At 66.6% G+C, this 24,697-nt stretch carries 18 protein-coding genes; 15 read left to right on the forward strand and 3 right to left on the reverse strand.

Going from position 1 to position 24,697, the window contains the following annotated elements:
• Positions 1-10: 10 nt before the first annotated feature.
• Positions 11-1,984: a dihydrolipoyllysine-residue acetyltransferase gene (aceF, locus tag E4487_RS09485; protein ID WP_175253215.1), complete on the forward strand. Its 1,974-nt coding sequence runs from the start codon at positions 11-13 to the stop codon at positions 1,982-1,984.
• 170 nt (positions 1,985-2,154) lie between these two features.
• Here aceF and E4487_RS09490 read toward each other — a convergent pair whose 3' ends face one another.
• On the reverse strand, positions 2,155-2,661 hold the full coding sequence (locus E4487_RS09490) for a hypothetical protein (RefSeq protein WP_175253216.1): 507 nt from the start codon (positions 2,659-2,661) through the stop codon (positions 2,155-2,157).
• A 166-nt stretch (positions 2,662-2,827) separates the two neighbouring features.
• Here E4487_RS09490 and E4487_RS09495 point away from each other — a divergent pair, with 166 nt between their 5' ends.
• The 4 genes from E4487_RS09495 (at position 2,828) to E4487_RS09510 (ending at position 7,765) form a co-directional block, all read left to right on the forward strand.
• Positions 2,828-5,533, forward strand: coding sequence for an EAL domain-containing protein (locus E4487_RS09495; protein WP_175253217.1), 2,706 nt, complete (start codon positions 2,828-2,830; stop codon positions 5,531-5,533).
• A gap of 50 nt (positions 5,534-5,583) precedes the next feature.
• Positions 5,584-6,237, forward strand: coding sequence for a peptide-methionine (S)-S-oxide reductase MsrA (gene msrA, locus E4487_RS09500; protein ID WP_175253218.1), 654 nt, complete (start codon positions 5,584-5,586; stop codon positions 6,235-6,237).
• Positions 6,238-6,252: 15 nt separating this feature from the next.
• The gene (locus tag E4487_RS09505) at positions 6,253-6,450 is read left to right on the forward strand and encodes a putative motility protein (protein ID WP_134676063.1); all 198 of its coding nucleotides are present in this window, start codon (positions 6,253-6,255) and stop codon (positions 6,448-6,450) included.
• A gap of 61 nt (positions 6,451-6,511) precedes the next feature.
• Entirely contained in the window at positions 6,512-7,765 is a 1,254-nt protein-coding gene (locus E4487_RS09510) for an HD-GYP domain-containing protein (RefSeq protein ID WP_175253219.1), read from the forward strand.
• 69 nt (positions 7,766-7,834) lie between these two features.
• On the opposite strand, the gene E4487_RS09515 is transcribed toward E4487_RS09510, so the two are convergent.
• Positions 7,835-8,689, reverse strand: coding sequence for a 23S rRNA (adenine(2030)-N(6))-methyltransferase RlmJ (locus E4487_RS09515; protein ID WP_037049794.1), 855 nt, complete (start codon positions 8,687-8,689; stop codon positions 7,835-7,837).
• A gap of 26 nt (positions 8,690-8,715) precedes the next feature.
• The gene (locus E4487_RS09520) at positions 8,716-9,603 is read right to left on the reverse strand and encodes a LysR substrate-binding domain-containing protein (protein WP_175253220.1); all 888 of its coding nucleotides are present in this window, start codon (positions 9,601-9,603) and stop codon (positions 8,716-8,718) included.
• Positions 9,604-9,697: 94 nt separating this feature from the next.
• Between E4487_RS09520 and E4487_RS09525 the strand changes: the two genes are divergently transcribed.
• The 10 genes from E4487_RS09525 (at position 9,698) to E4487_RS09570 (ending at position 24,684) form a co-directional block, all read left to right on the forward strand.
• The gene (locus tag E4487_RS09525) at positions 9,698-10,888 is read left to right on the forward strand and encodes a YbfB/YjiJ family MFS transporter (RefSeq protein ID WP_175253221.1); all 1,191 of its coding nucleotides are present in this window, start codon (positions 9,698-9,700) and stop codon (positions 10,886-10,888) included.
• Entirely contained in the window at positions 10,879-11,931 is a 1,053-nt protein-coding gene (locus E4487_RS09530; protein ID WP_175253222.1) for a nitronate monooxygenase family protein, read from the forward strand. Before E4487_RS09525 ends, E4487_RS09530 begins: the two co-directional genes overlap by 10 nt.
• A gap of 121 nt (positions 11,932-12,052) precedes the next feature.
• Positions 12,053-13,858, forward strand: coding sequence for an acyl-CoA dehydrogenase (locus tag E4487_RS09535; protein ID WP_175253223.1), 1,806 nt, complete (start codon positions 12,053-12,055; stop codon positions 13,856-13,858).
• Positions 13,859-14,073: 215 nt separating this feature from the next.
• Positions 14,074-15,819, forward strand: a complete 1,746-nt coding sequence (locus tag E4487_RS09540; RefSeq protein ID WP_037049802.1) for a potassium/proton antiporter — start codon at positions 14,074-14,076, stop codon at positions 15,817-15,819.
• Positions 15,820-15,933: 114 nt separating this feature from the next.
• Positions 15,934-19,284, forward strand: coding sequence for a mechanosensitive channel MscK (gene mscK / locus E4487_RS09545; RefSeq protein ID WP_037049805.1), 3,351 nt, complete (start codon positions 15,934-15,936; stop codon positions 19,282-19,284).
• Positions 19,285-19,302: 18 nt separating this feature from the next.
• Positions 19,303-20,766, forward strand: coding sequence for a protein adenylyltransferase SelO (gene selO, locus E4487_RS09550; protein ID WP_037049807.1), 1,464 nt, complete (start codon positions 19,303-19,305; stop codon positions 20,764-20,766).
• Positions 20,767-20,943: 177 nt separating this feature from the next.
• Complete coding sequence (locus E4487_RS09555; RefSeq protein WP_175253224.1) at positions 20,944-22,734, forward strand: SLC13 family permease; 1,791 nt, start codon at positions 20,944-20,946, stop codon at positions 22,732-22,734.
• 59 nt (positions 22,735-22,793) lie between these two features.
• Positions 22,794-23,228 carry a thioredoxin TrxC gene (trxC, locus tag E4487_RS09560; protein WP_037049812.1) on the forward strand — a complete coding sequence of 145 codons (435 nt, stop codon included), beginning with the start codon at positions 22,794-22,796 and terminating at the stop codon, positions 23,226-23,228.
• 92 nt (positions 23,229-23,320) lie between these two features.
• Positions 23,321-23,764, forward strand: a complete 444-nt coding sequence (locus E4487_RS09565) for a PaaI family thioesterase (protein WP_037049813.1) — start codon at positions 23,321-23,323, stop codon at positions 23,762-23,764.
• 122 nt (positions 23,765-23,886) lie between these two features.
• Positions 23,887-24,684 (forward strand): universal stress protein, encoded by a 798-nt coding sequence (locus E4487_RS09570; RefSeq protein ID WP_037049814.1) that lies wholly within the window; start codon positions 23,887-23,889, stop codon positions 24,682-24,684.
• The last annotated feature ends 13 nt before the right edge of the window (positions 24,685-24,697 follow it).

Raw genomic sequence — 24,697 nt, forward strand, 5'->3', positions numbered from 1 at the left:
GAGCGTAGCGATGAGTGAGTTGATTCGCGTACCCGACCTCGGCGGTGAAGGCGAGGTCATTGAACTGCTGGTGAAGGTCGGCGACCGTATCGAAGCCGACCAGAGCGTACTGACCCTGGAGTCCGACAAGGCCTCCATGGAAGTGCCCTCGCCCAAGGCCGGCGTGATCAAGGAACTGAAGGTCAAGATCGGTGATCGCCTGAAGGAAGGCGACGAGCTGCTGGTGCTGGAAGTCGAAGGTGCCGCGCAAGCGGCGCCTGCGCCGAAAGCCGCGGCAGCTCCGGCCGAGGCCCCGAAAGCGGCCGCTCCGGCTGCTGCCCCGGCGGCTGCGACCAGCAGCAGCGTGCAGGACGTGCACGTGCCGGACATCGGTTCCGACGCCAAGGGCAAGGTCATCGAGATCATGGTCAAGGTCGGCGACCGCATCGAAGCCGACCAGAGCCTGCTGACCCTGGAGTCCGACAAGGCCTCCATGGAAATCCCCGCGCCGGCCGCCGGCGTGGTGGAAGCACTGCTGGTCAAGCTGGATGACGAGATCGGCACCGGCGACCTGATCCTCAAGCTCAAGGTCGAAGGCGCCGCCCCGGCTGCCGCAGCGGCTCAGCCGGCTGCCGCGAAAGCCGAAGCCGCTCCCGCTGCTGCTCCGGCAGCGGCCGCCGCGCCGACCGGCAGCAGCGTGCAGGACGTGCACGTACCGGACATCGGCTCCAGCGCCAAGGGCAAGGTCATCGAGATCATGGTCAAGGCCGGCGACAGCATCGAAGCCGACCAGAGCCTGCTGACCCTGGAGTCCGACAAGACCTCCATGGAAATCCCCGCGCCGGCTGCCGGCGTGGTGGAAGCAGTGCTGGTCAAGCTGGATGACGAGATCGGCACCGGCGACCTGATCCTCAAGCTCAAGGTGGCCGGTTCTGCCCCGGCAGCTGCGCCGGCGCAAGCCAGCCAGGAAGTGCACCGCGTGCCGGAAGGCGCCGCCCCGGAAGTGGCCGCCGAAGTGCGCGCCATTGCCTCGCTGTCGGCGGCTGCCGCCGAAGTCGCCAACGCGCCCAAACGCGACGGTGCCAAGGTGCATGCCGGCCCGGCCGTGCGTCAGCTGGCCCGTGACTTCGGCGTCGAACTGGCGGACATCGCCGGCACCGGCCCGAAAGGCCGCATCCTCAAGGAAGACGTGCAGGTTCACGTCAAGGCGATGATGCAGAAGGCCAAGGCCGCACCGCAGGCTGCTGCAGCCGCTGCCACCGGCGGTGCCGGCATTCCGCCGATCCCGACCGTGGACTTCAGCAAGTTCGGCGAGATCGAAGAAGTGCCGATGACCCGCCTGATGCAGGTCGGCGCCGCCAACCTGCACCGCAGCTGGCTCAACGTGCCGCACGTCACTCAGTTCGAGTCCGCCGACATCACCGACCTGGAAGCCTTCCGCGTCGCGCAGAAGGCCGTGGCCGAGAAGGCCGGCGTCAAGCTGACCGTGCTGCCGCTGCTGCTCAAGTCGTGCGCGCACCTGCTCAAGGAGCTGCCGGACTTCAACAGTTCGCTGGCCCCGAGCGGCAAGGCGATCATCCGCAAGAAGTACGTGAACATCGGCTTCGCCGTGGACACCCCGGATGGCCTGCTGGTACCGGTGATCAAGAACGTCGACCAGAAGAGCCTGCTGCAGCTGGCTGGCGAAGCCGCCGAACTGGCCGACAAGGCCCGCAAGAAGAAGCTCTCTGCCGATGACATGCAGGGTGCCTGCTTCACCATCTCCAGCCTCGGTCACATTGGCGGCACCGGCTTCACGCCGATCGTCAACGCGCCGGAGGTGGCGATCCTCGGTGTGAGCAAGGCCAGCATGCAACCGGTCTGGGATGGCAAGGCCTTCCAGCCGCGCCTGATGCTGCCGCTGTCGCTGTCCTACGATCACCGCGTGATCAATGGCGCCGCTGCCGCCCGCTTCACCCTGCGCCTGTCGCAGCTGCTGGCGGACATCCGCACCATCCTGCTGTAAATCGTTTCGAGCACGCCACGCTCGCATCCTCAACCCCGTCTGTTCAGGCGGGGTTTTTTTTGTCACCTACCACCCCTGGCAGGGACCCTTCGGGCCGTTGCAAGCAACGTCAAAAACTTCTCCCGGAAGTTTTTTGTCACCTGCCCTGGAGCTGATCCTTCCTCCCGTTCTCAGCCCTTCTGCACGTTGCGAATCAGAAAGCTCAGTGCCTTGGCCAGTTCGCCCGCGCCCTGGTGATCGCGCACGATCGTCAGCAACGGGCTGCCGTCAGCCGGGTTGAACAGCACGCAACGGATACCGCTGGTCGGGCATTCATAGCGGATGAACGGATCGACACCGAACACCGCGAGCCGCTGATTGTGCACGGCGATGGCGCTGCCCTCCGCCCCCCGACGCTCCTCGCGCAGGATCAGTTCACCGGTATCGGCGACGCTGAAGCGATAGAGCAGGTCCTCCGGCTGAGCCTGCCCGACCTGGTAGCCGGCGCGCAGGGCGTAGGTTTCAAGCAGTGCGTTGCTGTGCGCCAGCAGCGCCTGGCGTTCGTTGCCGGTGAGGTAGAGACGCTTGAGTCCGTCGAGGTAGACGACCTGCTCATCGCCTTGCAGCGCCTTGCTCTGGTCGGCGCTGGAAACAGCGGGCAAGGCGGCGAAAAGCGCCCCGCCCAACACGATGGCCATCAGTTTTCTTGTCAGTCTCGCTTGCATGATGCACCCTTGCCGAACGCTATAGTGAAGTAGGCCTGAGCCCTAGCCTCCGTCCATGTCACCGTGCCCTGCGGCGGTGGTGACTCTGTACCGAGAACGGATGCCTCGCCTGGTCAGCATACTGGAAGCCCAACGCCCAATGAAAAGCCATCCCGATGCCGGCCCCCGTTCGGCAGCCGAGGTTGTGACGCAGTTGCCAGTGCCATCACGGCTCGGCATGTTGCGTTTCGAGCGCTTGAACGAGCCAAGCTGGGCACTGCTGTTTCTCGACCCGGCCTGCGAACGCAAGCTGGGCATCAGCGCCGCCGATCTGTGCGCGCTGATCGACGCCCCCTACGCCAGCCTGATGGAGCCCGAGGCACGCTATCGCCTGCACGACAGCATCCAGCAACAGTTGCTGCAGGGACAGCACTACCTGGTGCGCTACACCCTGCACACGCCACAGGGTGCACTGAACCTGCTGGAGATGGGCGAGCCCTTCAGGCAGCACAACCGTCAGCTGCTGCGTGGCTACCTGCTGATCGCCGATGAAAGCCTCGCCGCCCATACCCCCGACGAGAGCGAACTGCGGGCGCAGAACCAGAACCTGCGCAACGCCTTGCAGCAGTATCAGCGCACTCAGCGCGACCACCTGCAGCACCTGGCCCGCTCGCATACCCAGCAGCAGCTGATCGTGCGCCTGTCGCGCCAGCGCTATGTCTCCAGCGATCCGCAGCAGGAGGCGGCCGAGCTCATCACCCAGGCTGCCTGCGAGGTATACGGCGTCGCCCGTGCGGGCATCTGGCACCTGAACAGCCAGAGCCTCGACTGCATCTCGCTGTACCGCCGCGACCTGGATCGCCACGAACAACTGCCGCCGATCGATGCGCGCAGCTTCCCCCACTACCTGGACGCGCTGCACAGCGGCCGCGCCATCGATGCCCACGACGCGCAACACGACCTGCGCACCCGCGAACTGAAGCCGACCTACCTGGAGCCGCTGGGGATCAGCTCCATGCTCGATGCCAGCATCCGCATCGAAGGCGAGGTGGTGGGCATCCTCTGCCTCGAGCACATCGGCGCCAAGCGCATCTGGCAGGCCGACGAGATCGCCTTCGCCGGGGAACTGGCCGACCAGTTCGCCCAGGTCCTGATCAATCAGGAGAAACGCTCCGCCACCAACGCACTGCACCTGTTCCAGCGCGCCGTGGAGCAGAGCGCCAGCGCCTTCCTGCTGGTCGACCGCGACGGCCGCGTGGAGTACGTCAACCCGAGCTTCACCGCCATCACCCTGTACAGCAGCGACGAAGTCTGCGGCCACCGCCTGTCCGAGCTGCCGGCGCTGTCCAACCTCAGCGACCTGCTGTTCGACGCCGATTCCAGCCTGGCCGAGCACAGCAGCTGGCAAGGCGAGTTCCGCAGCCGGCGCAAGAGCCAGGAGCCGTACTGGGGCCATCTGTCGATCTCCAAGGTCTACGGCGACGATGGCGAGCTGACCCACTACATCGGCATCTACGAAGACATCACCGACGCCAAACTGGCGCAGCAACGTATCGAGCGTCTGGCCTACACCGACAACCTGACCAACCTCGGCAACCGCCCCGCCTTCATCCGCAGCCTGGAAGAGCGCTTCGCGCGCCATGCCCGGCGCCCCATGGGGCTGCTGCTGGTGGACATCGACAACTTCAAGCGCATCAACGACAGCCTCGGCCACCAGACCGGCGACAAGCTGCTCTCGGCCCTGGCCCGGCGCCTGCGCAACAGCCTTGGCACCCAGGGCACGCTGGCGCGCTTCGCCAGCAACGAGTTCGCCATCCTCCTCGATGGCAGCGATCAGGACGGCGGTATGCGCATCGCCCAGCAGGTCCTGCAGACGCTGGACAAGCCGCTGTTCGTCGACAACCAGTTGATCAGCATCACCGGCTCCGTCGGCCTGGCCATCGCCCCGGAACATGGCGACGACCCACAGACCCTGATGAAGCATGCCGGCCTGGCCCTGCACAAGGCCAAGGCCAACGGCAAGCACCAGGTGCAGCTGTTCACCGAAGCCCTGAACGCCGAGGCCAACTACAAGCTGTTCGTCGAGAACAACCTGCGCCGCGCCCTGACCCAGAACGAACTGGAAGTCTTCTACCAGCCCAAGCTCTGCCTGAAGAGCGGGCAGCTGCTCGGCATGGAAGCGCTGCTGCGCTGGCAGCACCCGGAAAAGGGCATGATCCGCCCGGACCAGTTCATCAGCGTGGCCGAGGAAACCGGCCTGATCATCCCCATCGGCAAGTGGGTGGTGCGCCAGGCCTGCCGCATGAGCAAGCAGATCGCCGCCATCGGCCTGGGGCAGCTGCAGGTGGCGATCAACCTGTCGCCCAAGCAGTTCTCCGACCCCGACCTGGTCGGCTCCGTCGCCGCCATCCTCAACGAGGAACAGCTCGACCCTCGGCTGCTGGAGCTGGAACTGACCGAGAGTCTGCTGCTGGAAGCCACCGAAGACACCCGCCACCAGCTCGGCCGCCTGAAGAGCCTGGGCCTGACCCTGGCGATGGATGACTTCGGTACGGGCTACTCCTCGCTGAGCTACCTGAAGAAATTCCCCATCGACGTGATCAAGATCGATCGCAGCTTCATCAAGGACATTCCCGACAACCAGGACGACATGGAGATCACCTCGGCGGTGATCGCCATGGCCCACAACCTCAAGCTCAAGGTGGTCGCCGAGGGCATCGAGACCGGCGCCCAGCTCGGCTTCCTGCGGCGCCAGCAATGCGATGTCGGCCAGGGCTACCTGTTCGACAAACCGATCTCGGGCCGTGAGCTGATCGACAGCCTGCGCCGCTACCCCTGCCGTCCGCAGGCCGACCAGCGGCTGTAATACGCGGCGTCACATCGAGTCAAACACCTGCCCACCTTCAGGAGACCGCCATGGTTCTGCGTTCCCAGATACTCGTCCACAAGCTGGCCCTGCCGAGCGCCGAACAGGCTCTGCCGGGGCGCAACGAGCCGCTGCCGGTGGCCGATGTCCATCACCTCAATGGCCACCCGATCAAGCCCCCCTTCCCTGCCGGGTTGCAGCAGGCCGTATTCGGCCTGGGTTGCTTCTGGGGGGCCGAGCGACGCTTCTGGCAGCAGCCGGGCGTGTACAGCACGGCGGTGGGCTATGCCGGCGGCCTGACCCCCAACCCGACCTACGAGGAAGTCTGCTCGGGCCTGACCGGGCACACCGAAGTGGTGCTGGTGGTGTTCGATCCGCAGCAGACCAGCTTCGAGGCCCTGCTCAAGGTGTTCTGGGAAGCGCACAACCCGACCCAGGGCATGCGCCAGGGCAACGACCAGGGCACCCAGTACCGCTCGGCGATCTACTGCCACGACGCCGCGCAACTGAACGCGGCCCTGGCCAGCCAGGCGCGCTTCCAGGCCGAGCTGGACAAGGCGGGCCTGGGCACCATCACCACCGAGATCGGCAACGCGCCGACCTTCTACTACGCCGAGACCTATCACCAGCAGTACCTGGCGAAGAACCCCAACGGCTATTGCGGCCTCGGCGGAACAGGCGTATGCCTACCCCCTGACTCCTGAAACCGGTAGACCCTCGTGGAAGTCAGCAGCCTCGCCAGCCAGGTATCCACCCAGGCATCTGCGCAGATCTCCGCGCAGATGTCGCTTCTGCTGCTGCGCAAGACGCTGGACCTGCAGGCCGCCAACATCGCCGGCCTGGTGCAGTCGGCTGCGCCGGCCAGCGCGCCGAGCAATCCGCCCCACCTCGGCAACAGCATCGACGTGATGGCCTGATGACCGCCCGCGCCTGTCGGACTACACTGCCGGCAAATAGCCATCCTTGTGCGTACACGGCATGTCCGCCAGCCCTGTCTACATTTCTCCCGAGCAGTTGTGCATCGGCCTCTACGTTCAGCTGGAGCTGAGCTGGTGGGAGCACGACTTCGCCTTCAGCAACTTCAAGATCAAGGATGAAGCGCAGATTCGCGCCCTGCGCGCGCTGAACCTCGAACGGTTGCGCTACGACCCGGCACGCAGCGACTGCGCGCCGCTGGAGCCGGCCGACAGCCCCGGCGAAGCCGCAGTCGAGGCACCACCTGTCGACCCGCAGCATCAGGCCCGCCAGGAGCGTGCGCAGAAACTGCGTCACCTGCGCAGCCGCCTGGCGGAGGTCGACCGGCGCTTCAGCGAAGCCAGCCAACGCATCAAGACCCTCAACCAGACCCTGCGCAGCCGTCCCGAGGACGCCGTACAGCAGGCCGGCGCCATCGTCAGCGAAATGGTCGAGACACTCCTTGGCGCACCCGGCGTGGTGCTGCACGGCATCACCGGCAAGGCCGCCGAGGACAGCTACTTTCATGCCCTCAACGTCACCGTGCTGGCGCTGTTGCTCGGGCGCCAGCTGGGTCTCGACAGCGAGGCCTGCCACAGCCTGGGCCTGGGGGCGCTGCTGCACGACATCGGCAAGCTGGAGGTACCGAGCAAGGTGCTGCTCAAGCCGGAGCCGCTGACCCGCCCGGAACAGCAGCTGCTGCAGATGCACACCGATTTCGGCCTGCGCATGGGGCAGAAGCTCATGCTCGACGACGAGGTGCTGCGCATCATCCACGAGCACCATGAGCACTGTGACGGCTCGGGCTATCCGCGCGGCTTGCGCGAGGCGGGCATCGGCCGCCTCAGTCGCCTGGTGGCCATCACCAATCACTTCGACGGCCTGTGCAACCCGCTCGACCCGCGCCAGGCCCTGAGCCCGCACGAGGCGCTGGTGCAGATGTTCAAGCAGCAGCGCGAGCACTTCGACGAGGTGGCGCTGAAAGCCTTCGTCCGCGTCATGGGCATCTACCCGCCTGGCAGCCTGGTGCAGCTGGAAGACGAGCGCTACGCGTTGGTGCTGGGCATGAACCCGACCCAGGCACTGAGGCCGACGCTGATCCTCTACGACGCCAGCGTGGCCAAGCACGAAGCGCTGATCGTCGACCTGGCCGAAGACAGCGACCTGGCCATCGCGCGCAGCCTGCGCCCGTCACAGCTGCCGCTGGAAGTGCTGGAGTACCTCAGCCCGCGGCGCAACCTGAGCTATCACATCGAACCGAACCACGAGCGCGGCTGAGCCCTGGCAGCTCGGATGCACTCCGGGGTTCGGCGGCCGCGGGTCACGGACTTCATCCGGGCTACGCGTTCATGGCTTGCCGCTTGCCGCTTCTTCTACCAACCAGTCCAGACGCCAGCCGCCCTGACTCTGCCCGAGCGCATCGGCCAACCAGGGCAGCAGTTGCTTGAGCTCGTCTTCCAGGCCCCATGGCGGATTGCTGATCACCAGCCCGGAGCCGCTCAGGCGACTGGCATCGTCCGGGGCATGGACGTACAGCTCGGCACGCAGCAGCTTGGGCGCGTTGCTCTTGCTCAGGCCGGCGTAGAAGCGCGCAAGCTGGCGCTCATCCTTGATCGGATACCAGATCGCCACGATAGCCTGGCGCATGCGCCCATGCGCCTCGTTCAGCGCCTCGACGCAGCGCTGCAATTCGTCCGCCTGCTCGAACGGCGGGTCGATCAGCAGCAACACGCGCTTCTCGCGGGTGGGCATCAGGGCGCGGGGCACGTGCCAGCCCTCGCCCAGGTGCACGGCCACGCGGCGGTCACCACGCATGTTGTCCTTGAGCAGACGACCATCCTCGGGGTGCTTCTCGTTGAGCTGCAGGCGATCCTGCTCGCGGCTGAGCAGCCGCGCGAGCTCCGGCGAGCCAGGGTAGTAGCGCAGCGCGCCATCGGGGTTCATCGCCCGCACCACGTCCAGGTAGGCTTCGACCGCATCCGGCAACTGCTCGGCCTGCCACAGACGGCCGATGCCCTCCAGGTACTCACCGGTGCGATTGGCCTGATCGCCTTGCAGGTCGTACAGGCCGATCCCGGCATGGCTGTCGAGGTAGGCGAAAGGCGCCTCCTTCTTCGACAGCAGGGCGATCAGGCGGGTCAGCAGCAGGTGCTTGAGCACATCGGCATGGTTGCCGGCATGGAAGGCGTGGCGGTAGTTCATGAGGGTCTCCGAAACAGCCGTCGAGTTTACTCGTTGAGCGGACTTTGCGCGCGCATCAGCTCCAGCAGCAGGGACAACGGCGGGTGCTCGCCGGCATCGCGGCGCCGCGCCAGCAGCGTGGTGGTCGCCCCCAGCTGCGGGGCGATGGCCTGATACTGCACCAGGTGCACACGTGGATGGCGCTCGAGCAGGCTGCGTGGCAGCAGGCCGATGCCCATGCCCGCCGCGATACCGGCGAAGATCGCATCGATCGAACCATAGCTCTGCCGCGCCGCCACCTGCAGGTCGCTGGTGAGCGCCCAGCGCTCCAGGCGCTCGCGGTAGTGACAGCCTTCGGGAAAGCCGAGCAGCGTTTGCGGGCGCGCTCCCAGGCTGGCGGCGTCCTGGGCGGGTGGCAGGACCAGCATCAGCTCCTCCTGCCAGATCGGCAGGCAATCGAGCTGCGGATGCTCGAACGGCCCACCGATCAGGCCGGCATCCAGCTCCCCGGCCAGCACCTCCTCGACCAGGCGCCGACTCGGCCCGGTGCTCAGTTGCAGGTTGACCCGTGGCGCACGCTGATGGAACGCCGCGAGCAGCTCGGGCAGACGCACGGCAGCGGTGGTCTCCATGGAGCCCAGGCGCAAGTCACCACTCCACACATCCTCCTGTACGCTGCGCCAGGCCAGCTGGCAGAGCTGCTCGAGGTGTTCGGCATGCGGTCGCAGGCGCTCGCCCGCCTGGCTCAGGCGCAGCCGCTGGCCCTGGCGGCGGAACAGGCGCGTGTCGAGCTGCTGCTCCAGCTGGCGCACGCGCGCCGAGACGTTCGACGGCACGCAATTGAGCCGCACACCGGCGGCACTGAGGGAGCCCTCACGCGCGACGGCGAGGAAATAGCGCAGCAGTTGCGGGTTGAGACGTTGCCAGGCATCCATGATCTTTCACCAAAAGTGAAAACTAAGCGCAGTATTTTTCACTAACAGTCCATACAGAACAACGACTATGGTGCGCAGCACGACCGGAGGCCCGATGCTCAAACTCGACCGCGACTGCTTCCAGGCCATCCTCGCCGCCGCCCTGGCACTGGTGGCGGTACATGCCCTGGGCCGTTTCGCCTACACCCCGCTGCTGCCGCTGCTGCTCGACGATGGCCTGTTCAGTCTGGCCCAGGGCGCCCAGCTGGCCACCTGGAACTACCTGGGCTACCTGCTCGGCGCCTTGCTCGCCCTGCCCATGGCCAGCCCCCGGGGGCTGCGCCTGGGCCTGCCGGTCGCGCTGCTGCTCAACGCCGGGCTGACCCTGGCCCAGGTATTCACCCGCGACATCGACATGCTGGCCTTCCTGCGCCTGAGCAACGGCATCAGCAACGGCGTGGTCTTCGTCCTCGCCCCGGCACTGGTGCTGGAATGGCTCGCCGTGCGTCAGGCCACGGCACTGAGTGGCCTGGTCTACCTGGGCCTGGGAGGCGGCATGCTGCTGTGCGGCGCGCTGGTCGTGCTCACGCCCTGGCAGGGGCCGCTGCGCTGGCTGCCCATCGCGCTGGTCGCCCTGCCCCTTGCCCTGATCAGCGCCGGAATGTTGCGACGCCTGGCCCAGCAGCTGCCCGCCAGCGCCCAGGCCAGTGCGCCGGGGCGACTGATCGACCGTCGCAGCCTGCCGCTGCTGCTCGCCTACCTGGGCGCCGGCCTGGGCTACATCCTGCCGCTGACCTTCCTCCCCGCACTGGCCCGCGAACAGCTTCCGCCCGGCCATCCCCTGCTGATCGGCAACTGGTGGTGGACCGCCCTGGCCTGCCTGATCTCCGCGACGCTGTGGAATCGTGTCGGTGCCTGGCTCGGCGACCGCCGTGCCCTGCAGGTCAACTACGTGCTGCAACTGCTGGGGACCGCCCTGCCGGTCCTGCTGCCCGGCCCTGTCGGTGTGCTGGGCAGCGCCGTGCTGGTCGGCGGCACCTTCCTCGGCACCGTCCTGCTGACGCAGCGCCTTGCCCGCGCGCTCAAACCGAGCCAGGGACCGCGCCTGGCCGCGCTGTTGATCAGCCTCTACGGCGGCAGCCAACTGGTCGGCCCCTGGTTCGTCGAACACTGGACCGCCGCCGGTCACAGCCTGACCAGCAGCTTCTCGATCGGCGCCCTGGCCTTGCTCTGGTCATTGTTCTGGACCTGGCGGGCGCCCACCCCCGACTCACCTACCGAAAGGAAGCTCGCCCCATGCTCGTGAATGACCTGTTTGGCAGCCCGCTGCCACTGATCCAGGCACCCATGGCCGGTTCGCAGAATCACCGCCTGGCCGCCGCCGTCTGCGAGGCCGGAGGCCTGGGTTCGATCCCCTGTGCGATGCTCACGCCGGCCGCCCTGCGCCAGGAATTGGAGGCGTTGCGCGGCCTGACGCAGCGACCGTTCAACCTCAACTTCTTCAGCCACGTGCAACCTGAGCCGGATGCCGCCCGGGAAGCGACCTGGCGTGAGGCACTGGCCCCGTACTACCAGGAATTCGGCGTGGATCAGGCAACGATCGCAGGCGGCCCCGGGCGCCTGCCGTTCAATGCCGAGGCGGCGGAACTGGTCGAGGAGTTTCGCCCGGCCGTGGTGAGCTTCCACTTCGGCCTGCCGGACGACGCCCTGCTGCAACGGGTGCGCGACAGTGGCGCCAGGATCCTCTCCAGCGCCACAACGCTGGAGGAGGCCCTGTGGCTGCAGGAGCGCGGCGTCGACGCGGTGATCGCCCAGGGGCTGGAGGCCGGCGGTCATCGCGGGCACTTTCTCGATCATGACCTGAGCCGCCAGCTGGGGACTTTCGCCCTGCTGCCGCAGCTCGTGGATGCCCTCGACGTCCCGGTGATCGCCACGGGCGGCATCAGCGATGCACGTGGGGTGGCGGCGGCCATGGCACTCGGCGCCGCAGGCGTGCAGGTCGGCAGCGCCTACCTGCTGTGTCCGGAGGCGAGCACCAGCGCCCTCCACCGCGCGGCCCTGCAGAGCCCGGCAGCGCGGCACACGGCACTGACCAACCTGTTCAGCGGTCGGCCCGCGCGTGGCATCGTCAATCGCCTGATGCGCGAGCAGGGCCCGCTCAGTCCCCTGGCGCCCACCTTCCCCCTGGCAACGGCGGCCATCGCGCCGCTGCGCGCGGCCGCCGAAGCGCGGGGCGACAGCGACTTCTCGCCACTCTGGGCCGGGCAGAACGTCGCCAACTGCCGGCCGATGCCGGCCGCCGAGCTGACCCGCGCGCTGGCGCGGGGCTTCGAGTCCCATCGCGACTGAGGTCGCTCCTGCGATGGCGGGATCGCCAGGGTAGTGTGGCGCTTTATCACCGTGACTGATGATGCTGGGCAGTCGGGCAACGGACTGCCTAGACTCGGACGATCATCAGGAGACCCGTTCCATGTCCGAGACCCTGCTCAGCGCCCGCAACCTGGCCTTCGAACTCTATGAAGTACTCGACGCCGAAGCCCTGACCCAACGCCCACGGTTCGCCGATCACAACCGCGAGACCTTCGATGCGGCAATCAGCACCGCGCGCGGCATCGCCGAACAACTGTTCGCCCCGCACAACCGCAAGAGCGATGAACACGAGCCGCAGTACGTGGACGGCAGCGCCGTGCTGATTCCGGAGGTCGAGCCCGCGCTGCGCGCGTTCCACGAAGCCGGTTTCCTCAACGCCACACGGGATTTCGAGCAGGGCGGCATGCAGTTGCCCAACCTGCTGTCGCAGGCCTGCTTCGCTCACTTCCAGTCCGCCAACTGCGCCACCAGCTCGTACTCGATGCTGACCATGGGCGTGGCCAACCTGATCGAAGCCTTCGGCAGCGACGAGCAGAAAGAGCGCTTCCTGCAGCCGATCATCGACGGTCGCTTCTTCGGCACCATGGCCCTGACCGAGCCGCACGCCGGTTCCTCGCTGTCGGACATCCGCACCAGGGCCGAGCCGCATGCCGATGGCAGCTATCGCATCAAGGGCAACAAGATCTTCATCTCCGGCGGCGACCAGCCGATCTCCGAGAACATCGTACACATGGTGCTGGCCAAGCTGCCGGATGCACCGCCCGGGGTGAAGGGCATCAGCCTGTTCATCGTGCCCAAGTTCCACGTCGACGCCGATGGCAGCCTGGGCCCGCGCAACGACGTGACCCTGGCCGGGCTGTTCCACAAGATGGGCTGGCGCGGCACCACCTCCACCGCGCTGAACTTCGGCGACAACGGCGAATGCGTCGGTTATCTGGTAGGCAAGCCGCACGCGGGCCTGTCCTACATGTTCCAGATGATGAACGAGGCGCGCATCGGCGTCGGCATGGGCGCCATCATGCTCGGCTACGCCGGCTACCTCTATTCGCTGGATTACGCACGCAACCGTCCGCAGGGCCGCCAGCCGGACGGCAAGGACCCGTCCAGCGCGCAGATCTCGATCATCGAGCATGCCGATGTGCGGCGCATGCTGCTGACGCAGAAGGCCTATGTCGAAGGCGCCTTCGACCTCGGCCTGTACGCCGCGCGGCTGTTCGACGACACCCACACCCTGGAAACCGCCGAGGAGCGCACCCAGGCACTGGAGCTGCTCGACCTGCTGACCCCCATCGTCAAGTCCTGGCCCTCGGAGTTCTGCCTCAAGGCCAACGAACTGGCGATCCAGATCCTCGGCGGCCACGGCTACACTCGCGAGTACCCGGTGGAACAGTACTACCGCGACAACCGGCTCAACCCGATTCACGAGGGCACCCACGGTATCCAGTCGCTCGACCTGCTCGGGCGCAAGGTCTCGCAGAACGGCGGCGCCGCACTCAAGCAGTTGCTCAAGCTGATCAACGCATGCTGCCAGCGCGCCAGCCAGCACGAGTCGCTCACGCCCCTGCGCCAGCCGCTGGAGCAACTGGTGGCCCGCCTGCAAGCGGTCACCCTGGCACTGCTCGGCGACCTGATGAGCGGCAAGGTCAATCAAGGCCTGGCCAACTCGGCGCTGTACCTCAAGGTGTTCGGCCACACCGTGATCGGCTGGCGCTGGCTGGAGCAGGCGATTCACGCCGAACAGGGCCTGGCGCGCACCGACAACGCCGAGGAACAGGCCTTCTACCGTGGCAAGCTGCAGGCCGCGCGTTACTTCCTGACCTGGGAAGTGCCGGGCTGCCACCACGATCTGGCCGTGCTCGAGGCACGCGACGACACCTGCCTGGGCATGCAGGACGGCTGGTTCTAAAGAGCAGCCACAGGTTGCAAGCCTCAAGCGACAAGTGAAAGCAGCAGTGCACTCCGCTCAGGCTTGTGGCTTGTGGCTTGTGGCTTGTGGCTTGTGGCTTGTGGCTTGTGAAAATGTAATAACCTTTTTGACAGCGGTACGAAGGCTACGGTTAGAATCCCTGGCACGCGCCATGCATGACGGCGCTCCATCCACCCAGCCAGGAGTATGCGCATTTGGATGCCAGCGCCATCAACAATCTGTTCTTGATCGGCGCCTTGTTGGTAGCGGCCAGCATTCTGGTCAGCGCTTTCGGGACACGTTTCGGCATCCCCATCCTGGTGATCTTCCTGGGCGTCGGCATGCTCGCCGGCACCGACGGCCCTGGCGGCATCATCTTCAACAACTACCCCCTGGCCTATCTGGTCGGCAACCTGGCGTTGGCGGTGATCCTGCTCGACGGCGGCATGCGCACGCGGGTCTCCAGTTTCCGTGTGGCCCTGTGGCCGTCGCTGTCGCTGGCCACCGTGGGGGTGATGATCACCGCCGGCCTGACCGGCCTGGCGGCAGCCTGGCTGTTCGACCTGACCCTGCTGGAAGGCCTGCTGATCGGCGCCATCGTCGGCTCCACGGATGCGGCGGCGGTATTCTCCCTGCTCGGCGGCCGCGGCCTCAACGAACGGGTCAGCTCCACCCTGGAGATCGAATCCGGCAGCAACGACCCGATGGCGGTGTTCCTCACCATCACCCTGATCGCCATGCTCGCCAGCGGCCAGACCGGTTTCAGCTGGGACCTGCCGATCCAGCTGGTGCAGCAGTTCGGCCTCGGCACCCTGCTGGGCCTGGGCGGCGGCTGGCTGCTGCTCAACCTGATCAACCGCATGGAGCTGGCCACCGGCCTGTATCCCCTGCTGGTGGTCAGCGGCGGCCTGATCATCTTCGCCATCACCACGGCGGTGGGGGGCAGCGGCATCCTGGCCATCTACCTGTGCGGCCTGCTCCTGGGCAATCGCCCGATTCGCTCGCGCCACGGCATCCTGCACATGCTCGACGGTCTCACCTGGCTGGCACAGATCGGCATGTTCCTGGTACTCGGCCTGCTGGTCACGCCGCACGAGTTGCTGCCCATCGCCCTGCCGGCGCTGGCCCTGGCGCTGTGGATGATCCTCTTCGCCCGGCCGCTGTCGATCTTCCTCGGTCTGCTGCCATTTCGCGCCTTCCACGACCGCGAGCGGATGTTCATCGCCTGGGTCGGGCTGCGCGGCGCCGTACCGATCATTCTCGCCGTGTTCCCGCTGATGGCCGGGCTGCCCAACGCCCAGCTGTTCTTCAACGTGGCCTTCTTCATCGTGATCATCTCCCTGCTGCTGCAGGGCACCAGCCTGCCGCTGGCGGCCAAGCTGATGCGCGTCACCGTACCGCCGGAGCCGGCACCGGTGTCGCGCGCCGGCCTGGAAGTGCACCCGACCAGCCAGTGGGAACTGTTCGTCTATCGCCTGGGCGCGGAGAAGTGGTGCATCGGCGCCGCCCTGCGCGAACTGAACATGCCCGAGGGCACGCGTATCGCGGCGCTGTTCCGTGGCCGCGAGCTGCTGCACCCATCGGGCAGCACGCGCCTGGAAGCCGGTGACCTGCTCTGCGTGATCGGCCACGAACATGACCTGCCGGCCCTCGGCAAGCTGTTCAGCCAGGCGCCCAAGCGCGGCCAGGACCTGCGTTTCTTCGGCGATTTCGTGCTCGAGGGCGATGCCGAGCTGAATGCGGTGGCAGCGCTCTACGGCCTCAAGCTCGGCGAGGTCGAAGGCAACCAGCCGCTGGGCCGCTTCATCGCGCAGGAGATCGGCGGCGAACCGATCGTCGGCGACCAGGTGGAATGGCAGGGCATGACCTGGACCGTGGCCGCCATGGAAGGGAACAAGGTACGCAAGGTTGGCGTCAGATTCCCCGAAGGCGCTCGCCCAGGCCCTGGGCTGCACTTCTAGAAAACCGCTGCAAGGACTCTGCTAGCATCAGCAGCAGACACGGGCCTCAGGCCTGTGCCTGCGTCACGTCGCCAGCACCTTTCGTCGCCACCGCCATCGGTAGATCACTGCACCATGCACCTGTCGCGCCTGCCCCTCGTTGCCGTCCTGTTCGCCCTGTGCCTCGGCCTGCCGCCAGCGTTCGCCGACGAACCACCCAAAGCCGAGAACGTCCAGCAGAGCCTGGACAGCCTGGCCGACCGCAAGCTGCCGGAAGCCGAGCAACTGGCCATGAAGCAGACGCTGGAACAGACGCTGCGCATGCTCAGGGATCGCGATGACGCCGAGAAACGCCTGGGCGATCTGCGCAAGCAGCTGGACGAGGCGCCACGCCTCATCACCGAGTCCCAGCGCGAGCTGAGCAGGCTCAAGGCCAGCCCTGAACGGCCCATCGCCGAGCGCCACGCGCGTACCACCCTGCCCCAGCTGGAGCAGTTGCTGAACGAACGCTCCAGCCAGCTCAGCGACTGGAACAAGGCCATCATCGAGGCCAACAGCCTGGTGATCACCGCACAGACCCGCCCGGAGCGCGCACAAGCGGAGATCAGCCAGAACCAGGCGCGCAGCCAACTGATCAACGACAGCCTGAAGAGCGGCCGCTACGACGGCAAGTCGCTGAGCCGGGAACGCCGCGACCAGCTCAATGCGGAACTCGCGCTGCTCGCGGTGCAGACCCAGCTGCGCCGCCAGGAGCTGGCCGGCAACAGCCTGCTGCAGGACCTCGGCAGCGCCCAGCGCGCCCTGCTCGAAGAGCGCATCAACCGTGCCGAGCAGGAACGTCAGGCCTTGCAGAGCCTGATCAACGAACGCCGCCGCGCCGAGTCGGAACAGACCGTCGCCGAACAGTCGCGGGAGGCCGAACGCGCCAGCTCGGACAAGCTGCTGGCCAAGGAGAGCACGCTCAATCTCAAGCTTTCCGACTACCTGCTGCGGGCCACGGACCGCCTCAACCGCCTGACCGAGCAGAACCTGCAGACGCGCCAGCAGCTGGACAACCTGGCCCAGGCAGAACAGGCACTGGATGAACAGATCCGGGTCCTGCAGGGCAGCCTGCTGCTGTCGAAGATTCTCTATCAGCAGAAGCAGGCGCTGCCGCAGCTCAAGCTGGAGGACGGCTCGCTCGCCGATGAAATCGCCGACATCCGCCTGTACCAGTTCGAGCTGAACAAGCAGCGCGAAGAGATTCGCGACCCGTCGCGCTACGTCAACGATCTGCTGGACAACCAGCCGGGGGAGCAGGTCAGCCCCGAGCTGCGCAGCGCCCTGCTCGACCAGCTCGATACCCGCCGCGAACTGCTCGATCGCCTCAGCCGCTCGCTGAATGCGCTGCTCAACGAATCGATCACCCTGCAGCTCAACCAGAAGGAACTGCAGAGCACCTCCAGCAGCCTGCGCGCCACCATCGACGAGCAGATGTTCTGGATCCCGAGCAACAAGCCACTCGACCTCGACTGGCTGAAGTCGGCGCCGCACTACCTGCAACAGCAGCTCACCGACATGCCCTGGGCGATCGCCATCAGCGAACTGGGCGCGGGCCTGATCGACCGCCCCCTGGTGTTCCTGCCGCTGATCCTGCTCTGCGCCCTGATCCTCTGGCGCCGCCAGTACCTGTTCCGCAAGCTCGGCAGCCTGCACGGCGATATCGGCCACTACAAGCTCGACAGCCAGCTGCATACCCCACTGGCCCTGGGGCTGAACCTGATCCTGGCGTTGCCGGTGGCGCTGTTCCTCGCGCTCTGCGGCTATGCCTTGCTGCACGATGCACGCGGCCAGAATCTCTACCTGGGTGGCGCGCTGTACGAGATGGCGGAAGCCTGGCTGGTGTTCTACACCCTGCACCGGATTCTCTCGCCGGACGGCGTGGCCATCCTGCACTTCCACTGGCCACCGGCCAACGTCGCCTTCTTCCGCCAGCACCTACGCCGCCTGGGCCTGGTGGTGATGGCGCTGGTGGCGGTCGTGAGCATCGCCGAACACCAACCGGCGAGCCTCGCCAACGACGTGATCGGCATCGCCGTCGTGCTGACCTGCTACGCCCTGATGGCCTGGCAGCTGTTTCACCTGCAGTTCAGCGCGCCGCTGCGCAAGAACACCTCGGCGCTACGTACCGCTATCGGCCTGGCGTTCAACCTGCTGCCACTGGCACTGATCGGCGCCGTCGCCTTCGGTTACTACTACACGGCACTCAAGCTGACCGATCGCCTGATCGACACCCTCTACCTGGTGATCATCTGGCTGGTGCTGGAGGCGACACTGGTACGCGGCCTCAGCGTCGCGGCGCGGCGCCTGGCCTACCAGCGCGCGCTGGCCAAGCGCCAGACGCAGAGCAAGGACGGCCCGGAAGGCGAGGTGGCGGTGGAGGAGCCGACGCTCGACATCGAGCAGGTCAACCAGCAGTCGCTGCGCCTGATCCGCCTGGCCCTGCTGGGCGGCTTCCTGGTGTGCCTGTACTGGGTCTGGGCCGAGCTGATCGGCGTGTTCACCTACCTCGACACGGTCAACCTCTACGAATACAGCAGCGGCACCGGCGAGGCCGCCACCCTGGTGCCAATCAGCCTGATGGACGTGATCGGCGCGCTGATCATCGTCGCCATCACCGTGGCCCTGGCGCGCAACCTGCCCGGCCTGCTCGAGGTGCTGGTGCTTTCACGCATGCGCCTGGCCCAGGGCAGCGCCTACGCCACCACCACGCTGCTGTCCTATGCCCTGGTCGCCATCGGCATCGTCACCACCCTGTCCACCCTGGGCGTGAGCTGGGACAAACTGCAATGGCTGGTGGCCGCGCTCTCGGTCGGCCTGGGTTTCGGCCTGCAGGAAATCTTCGCCAACTTCATATCCGGCCTGATCATCCTGTTCGAGCGCCCGGTGCGCATCGGCGACGTGGTGACCATCGGCAACCTGTCCGGCACGGTGAGCAAGATCCGCATCCGCGCGACCACCATCACCGATTTCGACCACAAGGAAATCATCGTTCCGAACAAGACCTTCATCACCGGCCAGCTGATCAACTGGTCGCTGAGCGACACCGTGACCCGCGTCACCCTCAAGGTCGGTGTCGGCTACGGCTCGGACCTCGACCTGGTGCGCAAACTGCTGCTGCAGGCCGCCCAGGAAAACAGCCGGGTGCTGAAAGACCCGGCGCCGATTGCCTACTTCCTGAATTTCGGCGAAAGCACCCTGGATCACGAACTGCGCATTCACGTGCGCGACCTCGGCGACCGCAACCCGGCCACCGACGAGATCAACCGTTTCATCGACAAGGAATTCCCCAGGAACGGCATCAACATCGCCTTCCGCCAGGTCGAGGTGTACGTGAAGAACCTGGAGCATGGCGAGCAGAAGCTCGACCAGAAGGACCTGATCAAGGCTGCTGCGGCGGGTGCCGCAGCGGTGCAGGACACGCCCCCTCCCCCCGCCACGCCCTGACCCGCAGAGGAGCCCCAGGTGAAACGCCTCGACGCGCTGACCTTCGACAACCGCTTCGCCCGCCTGGGCGATGCCTTTTCCACCGAGGTGCTGCCCGAGCCCATCGAGCAACCGCGCCTGGTGGTGGCGAGCGAGTCGGCCATGGCCCTGCTCGATCTCGATCCGGCCGAGGCGCAGCGCAGTGAGTTCACCGAGCTGTTCGCCGGGCACAAGCTGTGGGGCGAGGCCGAACCGCGTGCGATGGTCTACTCCGGGCACCAGTTCGGCGGCTACACGCCACGCCTGGGCGACGGCCGAGGCCTGCTGCTGGGCGAGGTGCTGAACACGGCCGGCGAGCACTGGGACCTGCACCTCAAGGGCGCCGGCATGACCCCCTATTCGCGCATGGGTGACGGCCGCGCGGTGCTGCGCTCGTCGATCCGCGAGTTTCTCGCCAGCGAACACCTGCACGCGCTCGGCATCCCCAGCTCACGGGCGCTGTGCGTGACCGCCTCGAGTACCCCGGTGTGGCGCGAGAAGCAGGAAAGCGCCGCCATGGTCCTGCGCCTGGCCCGCAGCCATGTGCGCTTCGGTCACTTCGAGTACTTCTACTACACGCGCCAGCACGAGCAGCTGAAAGTGCTCGGCGAGCATGTGCTGAGCTGCCACTTCCCGCACTGCCTGGAGCAGGACGAACCCTGGCTGGCGATGCTGCGCGAGGTGATCGAGCGCACCGCGCAGATGATCGCCCACTGGCAGGCCTACGGCTTCTGCCACGGGGTGATGAACACCGACAACATGTCGATCCTCGGCATCACCTTCGACTACGGCCCCTATGCCTTCCTCGACGATTTCGATGCCCAGCACATCTGCAATCACTCTGACGACACTGGCCGCTACAGCTTCAGCAACCAGGTCCCCATCGCCCACTGGAACCTCGCGGCCCTGGCCCAGGCGCTGACCCCCTTCGTCGCCGTGGAGCGCCTGCGCGAGACGCTGGAGCTGTTCCTGCCGCTGTATCAGGCCCACTACCTGGACCTGATGCGCAGACGCCTGGGCTTCACCCGGGCCGAGGACGACGACGAGGCGCTGGTCCAGCGCCTGCTGCAGCTGATGCAGGCCGGCAAGGCCACCGACTACACGCTGTTCTTCCGCAACCTGGGGGAGCGTGCGCCCGCAGACGCGCTGCAGGTGGTGCGCGAGGACTTCGTCGACCTCGCCGGCTTCGACGCCTGGGGCGGCGACTACCTCGCCCGCTGCGCACGCGAGGGCGGCGAGCAGGCCGAGCGGCAGGCGCGCATGCAGGCGTGCAACCCCAAGTACATCCTGCGCAACTACCTGGCCCAGCAGGCCATCGAGGCCGCCGAACGAGGCGACTACGGCCCGGTACGTGAGCTGCACGCGGTGCTGTCACGGCCGTTCGACGAGCAGCCGGACATGCAGCGCTACGCCGAGCGCCCGCCGCAGTGGGGCAAGCACCTGGAGATCAGCTGCTCGTCCTGAGTGGCTGTCGAAGCCCCGGACAACCCCGCTGACTGCCTTATCTGTTAAATCGAAAAGGCATATCAATCTGCCCAAACATTCTTAGACTATCTAAGAGAAGCCCTCTATCTTGGCGCCCAGCCAGGCCGCCCCGTGCGTGCCCGATACCTCACACGAGATTCGCTGCCAAGGATTTTCATGCCCTGGGACTCCCTGCCCCTGCTGTTCGTCGGCGCCCTGCTGATCTGGGTGCTCTACGCCTTCGTGCGGGAAAAGTGGAGCCCGGACATCGTCGCCGCCATCGCCGTGGCCGCACTGCTGGTCAGCCAGTTGCTGACGCCGGGGGAAGTGCTCAGCGTGCTGTCCAACTCGGCACCGGTCACCATCGCCTGCATGTTCGTGCTCTCCGCCGCCCTGGAACGTACCGGCTGCATCGACGCGCTGGGCAACTGGCTGGGCAATCTGGTCGGCACCAGCCCGATCCGCGTGCTCTCCGGTCTCACCGTCACCGCGCTGGTGGTCTCGGCCTGCCTCAACAACACCCCGGTCGTGGCCATCCTCACCCCGGTGGCCATCGCCCTGGCGCGGCGCGCCGGCACCCAGCCATCCAAGCTGCTCATCCCGCTGTCCTATGCCACCATCCTCGGCGGCACCCTGACCATGATCGGCACCTCGACCAACATTCTGGTCGACGGCGTGGCACGCAAGGCGGGCCTGGAGCCCTTCGGCATCTTCGAGATCACGGGCGCCGGGCTGATCATGGCCGCGTTCGGCATGGCCTACCTGCTGACCATCGGCCGGCGCCTGCTGCCGGAGCGCGAGACCCTCTCGCGCCAGCTGCGCCCGGACCTGTCACGCACCTTCATGACCGAACTGCTGGTCCCGCACGACTCGCCGATGATCGGCAAGACCCTGCACGAGGCCAACCTCAACGGCGGCAGCGGCCTGCAGGTGCTCAAGCTGTTTCGCGACGAACAGGAGCTGACCGAGCCGGGCGCCAACACCCTGCTGGCCAGCGGCGATCGCCTGATGCTCCACGGCCAGGTGAAGAACGTGGTGGAACTGCGTGAAAGCGGTCACCTGAGCTTCAACCGCGGCGACGCCTTCGAGACCATCAGCAGCCACGACGTGATCCTCGCCGAGGCCATCGTCGGGCGTAACTCGCGCTACAGCCACCGGCCGATGCGCGACCTCGACCTGACCGCACGCTACGGCATCGCGGTCCTGGCGATCCACCGCCAGGACGAGAACGTGCAGGGCAACCTCGACGACTTCCAGCTGCAGTTCGGCGACGTGATGCTGGTGGAAGGCACGCCGGCGCAGATCAAGCGCTTCGCCGACAACGGCGAACTGATCAGCCTCAACGCCGTGCAGGAACGCGCCTTCCGCCGCGACAAGGCGCCGATCGCGATCATCGCCACGCTGGCGGTGATGCTGCTGGCCGCCTTCGGCGTGATGCCCATCGAGGGCCTGGCGATCATCGGCGCCGTCACCGTCCTGGCAACCCGCTGCCTCGACGTCGAGGACGCCTACAAGGCGGTGGACTGGAAGATCCTCAGCCTGATCTTCGGCATGCTGGCCATCAGCATCGCCATGGACAAGGTCGGCCTGGTCAGGCTGCTGGTGGAGAACGTCATGGGCTGGCTGCCCTGGGCCGGCCCCCTGCTGATGCTCAGCGTGATCTATCTGTTCACCTCGGTCCTCACCGAGATGCTGTCGAACAACGCCGTCGCCGTGCTGGTGACGCCGATCGCCATCGGCCTCGCCCAGCACCTCGGCGTCGACCCGCGCGCCTTCGTGGTCGCGGTGATGTTCGCCGCCAGCGCCAGCTTCGCCACCCCGATCGGCTATCAGACCAACACCTTCGTCTACAACGCGGGGGGATACCGCTTCACCGACTTCATGAAGGTCGGCGTGCCGCTCAATCTGCTGCTCTGGGCCGTGGCCACCGTGGTCATCCCCTGGTTCTTCCCGCTGACGCCGATCTGACTTGATATCCGCCGGCGGCGACTCCATCTGCTCGACATGTTCCTTGGAGCGTCGCCGTCATGTCCGATCCCCTGCTGATTCCCTGCCCGCACTGCAACGGGCTCAACCGCATCCCAGGCGAGCGCCTGCACGACAGCCCGCGCTGCGGCCGCTGCAAGGCGCAGGTGCTGCCGGCAGCCCCCATCGAGCTGACGCAGAGCAACTTCGCCAGCCAGCTCAAGGGCGACCTGCCCCTGCTGGTGGATGTCTGGGCGAGCTGGTGCGGCCCCTGCCAGGCGTTCGCCCCCACCTTCCAGCAGGCTGCGACGCAGCTGCAAGGACGCTGCCGCCTGGGCAAGCTGGATAGCGAGGCCAATGCCCAGCTGTCCGGCCAGCTGGGCATCCGCTCGATCCCCAGCCTCATCCTGTTCAGGGGCGGTGTGGAAGTGGCCCGCCAGAGCGGCGCCATGCCCTTGCCGCAACTGCTGGCCTGGCTGCGCCAGCAAGGCCTGTGAGCGCTTCGGTCAACGCGCTCGGGCGCTGAGGTCAATTGCAGGGCAGGGTCCAGCCTTTAGGCTGGGGCGATCATCGCCCATGGAGTCGCGCCATGCCTCTGCCCACGGAAATCGCTCGTCAGCTGACCGAAGAACAGATCGCCTTCGTCCACCGCAGCGGCCTCAAGGCCGAGGTTCTGGAGCCCGGCTTCGTGCGCCTGCGCATGCCCCTGCAAGGCAACCAGAACCACATCGGCAGCATGTACGCGGGCGCCCTCTTCACCCTGGCGGAAATTCCGGGCGGCGCCCTGTTCCTGACCAGCTTCGACACCCAGCGCTTCTATCCCATCGTCACGGAAATGAACCTGCGTTTCCGGCGCCCGGCCAGCGGAGACATCCAGGTCGAGGCGCGCCTGTCGGCCGAGGAAATCCAGGGTCTGGAGGAGCAGGCACGCCAGCAGGGCAAGGCGTCCTACCTGCTGGAACTGCAACTGACCGACGGCAACGGAGAAGTGGTCGCGGAAAGTCGCGGCCACTATCAATTGCGTTTACGCTGAACGACGCCGCCACCGGCATTCGCAATCGGTAACAGTTCCCGGCCTTGCCATAGGTCAAAAGAGCGGCTATCTGAACAGGCACAATAAAATTGCCGACGGGTATCGGCAGGAGAGCCGTCACCATGTTCAATCACATTCTTATCGCCCATGACCTGCGCGACACCGCCGACCTGGCCCTGTGCCGTGCCACACAACTGGCCAAGCAGCACAATGCCCGCCTGACCATCCTGCACGTCCTGGACCCGAGCCAGAGCAGCGAGCAGCACGAGAAGGCCCGCCAGGCCCTGGACCGCAGCCTGACCCAGTACGCACCAGCCGGGACCGCGCTGCGCATGCTCAGCGGCAAACCCTCGGAGGTGGTCTTGCAGCAGGTGCAGGAAACCGGCTGCGACCTGCTGGTGCTGGGCGGCCATCACCAGCGCCATGACTTCTTCTCCGGCACCAGCCTGGACCGCATCGCCCGCCGCTGCACCGTGCCGCTGCTGCTGGTCGCGCGCAATGACTTCGCCCCCTACCAGCGAGCACTGGCCGCCATCGACTTCTCGCTGTGCGCCTGCAGCGCCCTGGGCCAGGCGTATCGGCTGCTGCCCGAAGGCGCCGAGCTGCACGCGCTGCACGTCTTCGAACCGGACAAGGGCACGCCTCAGCAGGTCGAACAGCAGCTCGAGACACAGCGCGGCCTGATCGACCAGCTCCTGCACGACGAGTCGCAGAGCCTGCCACCAGGCGGCCCCTCGCTCAGCCACGAGGTGCTGCAGGGCGGCATCCTGCGCAGCCTGCAGGAGCAGATCAAGAGTCGCCGCGGCGAGCTGCTGGTCCTCGGCAGCCACGGCCGCAGCGCCTTCTCCCAGGCGCTGCTCGGCAGCCTGGCCCAGCACTTCCTGCACAAGGCACCGTGCGACGTGTTCGTAGTGCGCTGATGGACAAAAGGCG

Source organism: Pseudomonas sp. BMW13, assembly GCF_013357275.1.
Taxonomy (GTDB): Bacteria; Pseudomonadota; Gammaproteobacteria; order Pseudomonadales; family Pseudomonadaceae; genus Aquipseudomonas; species Aquipseudomonas khazarica.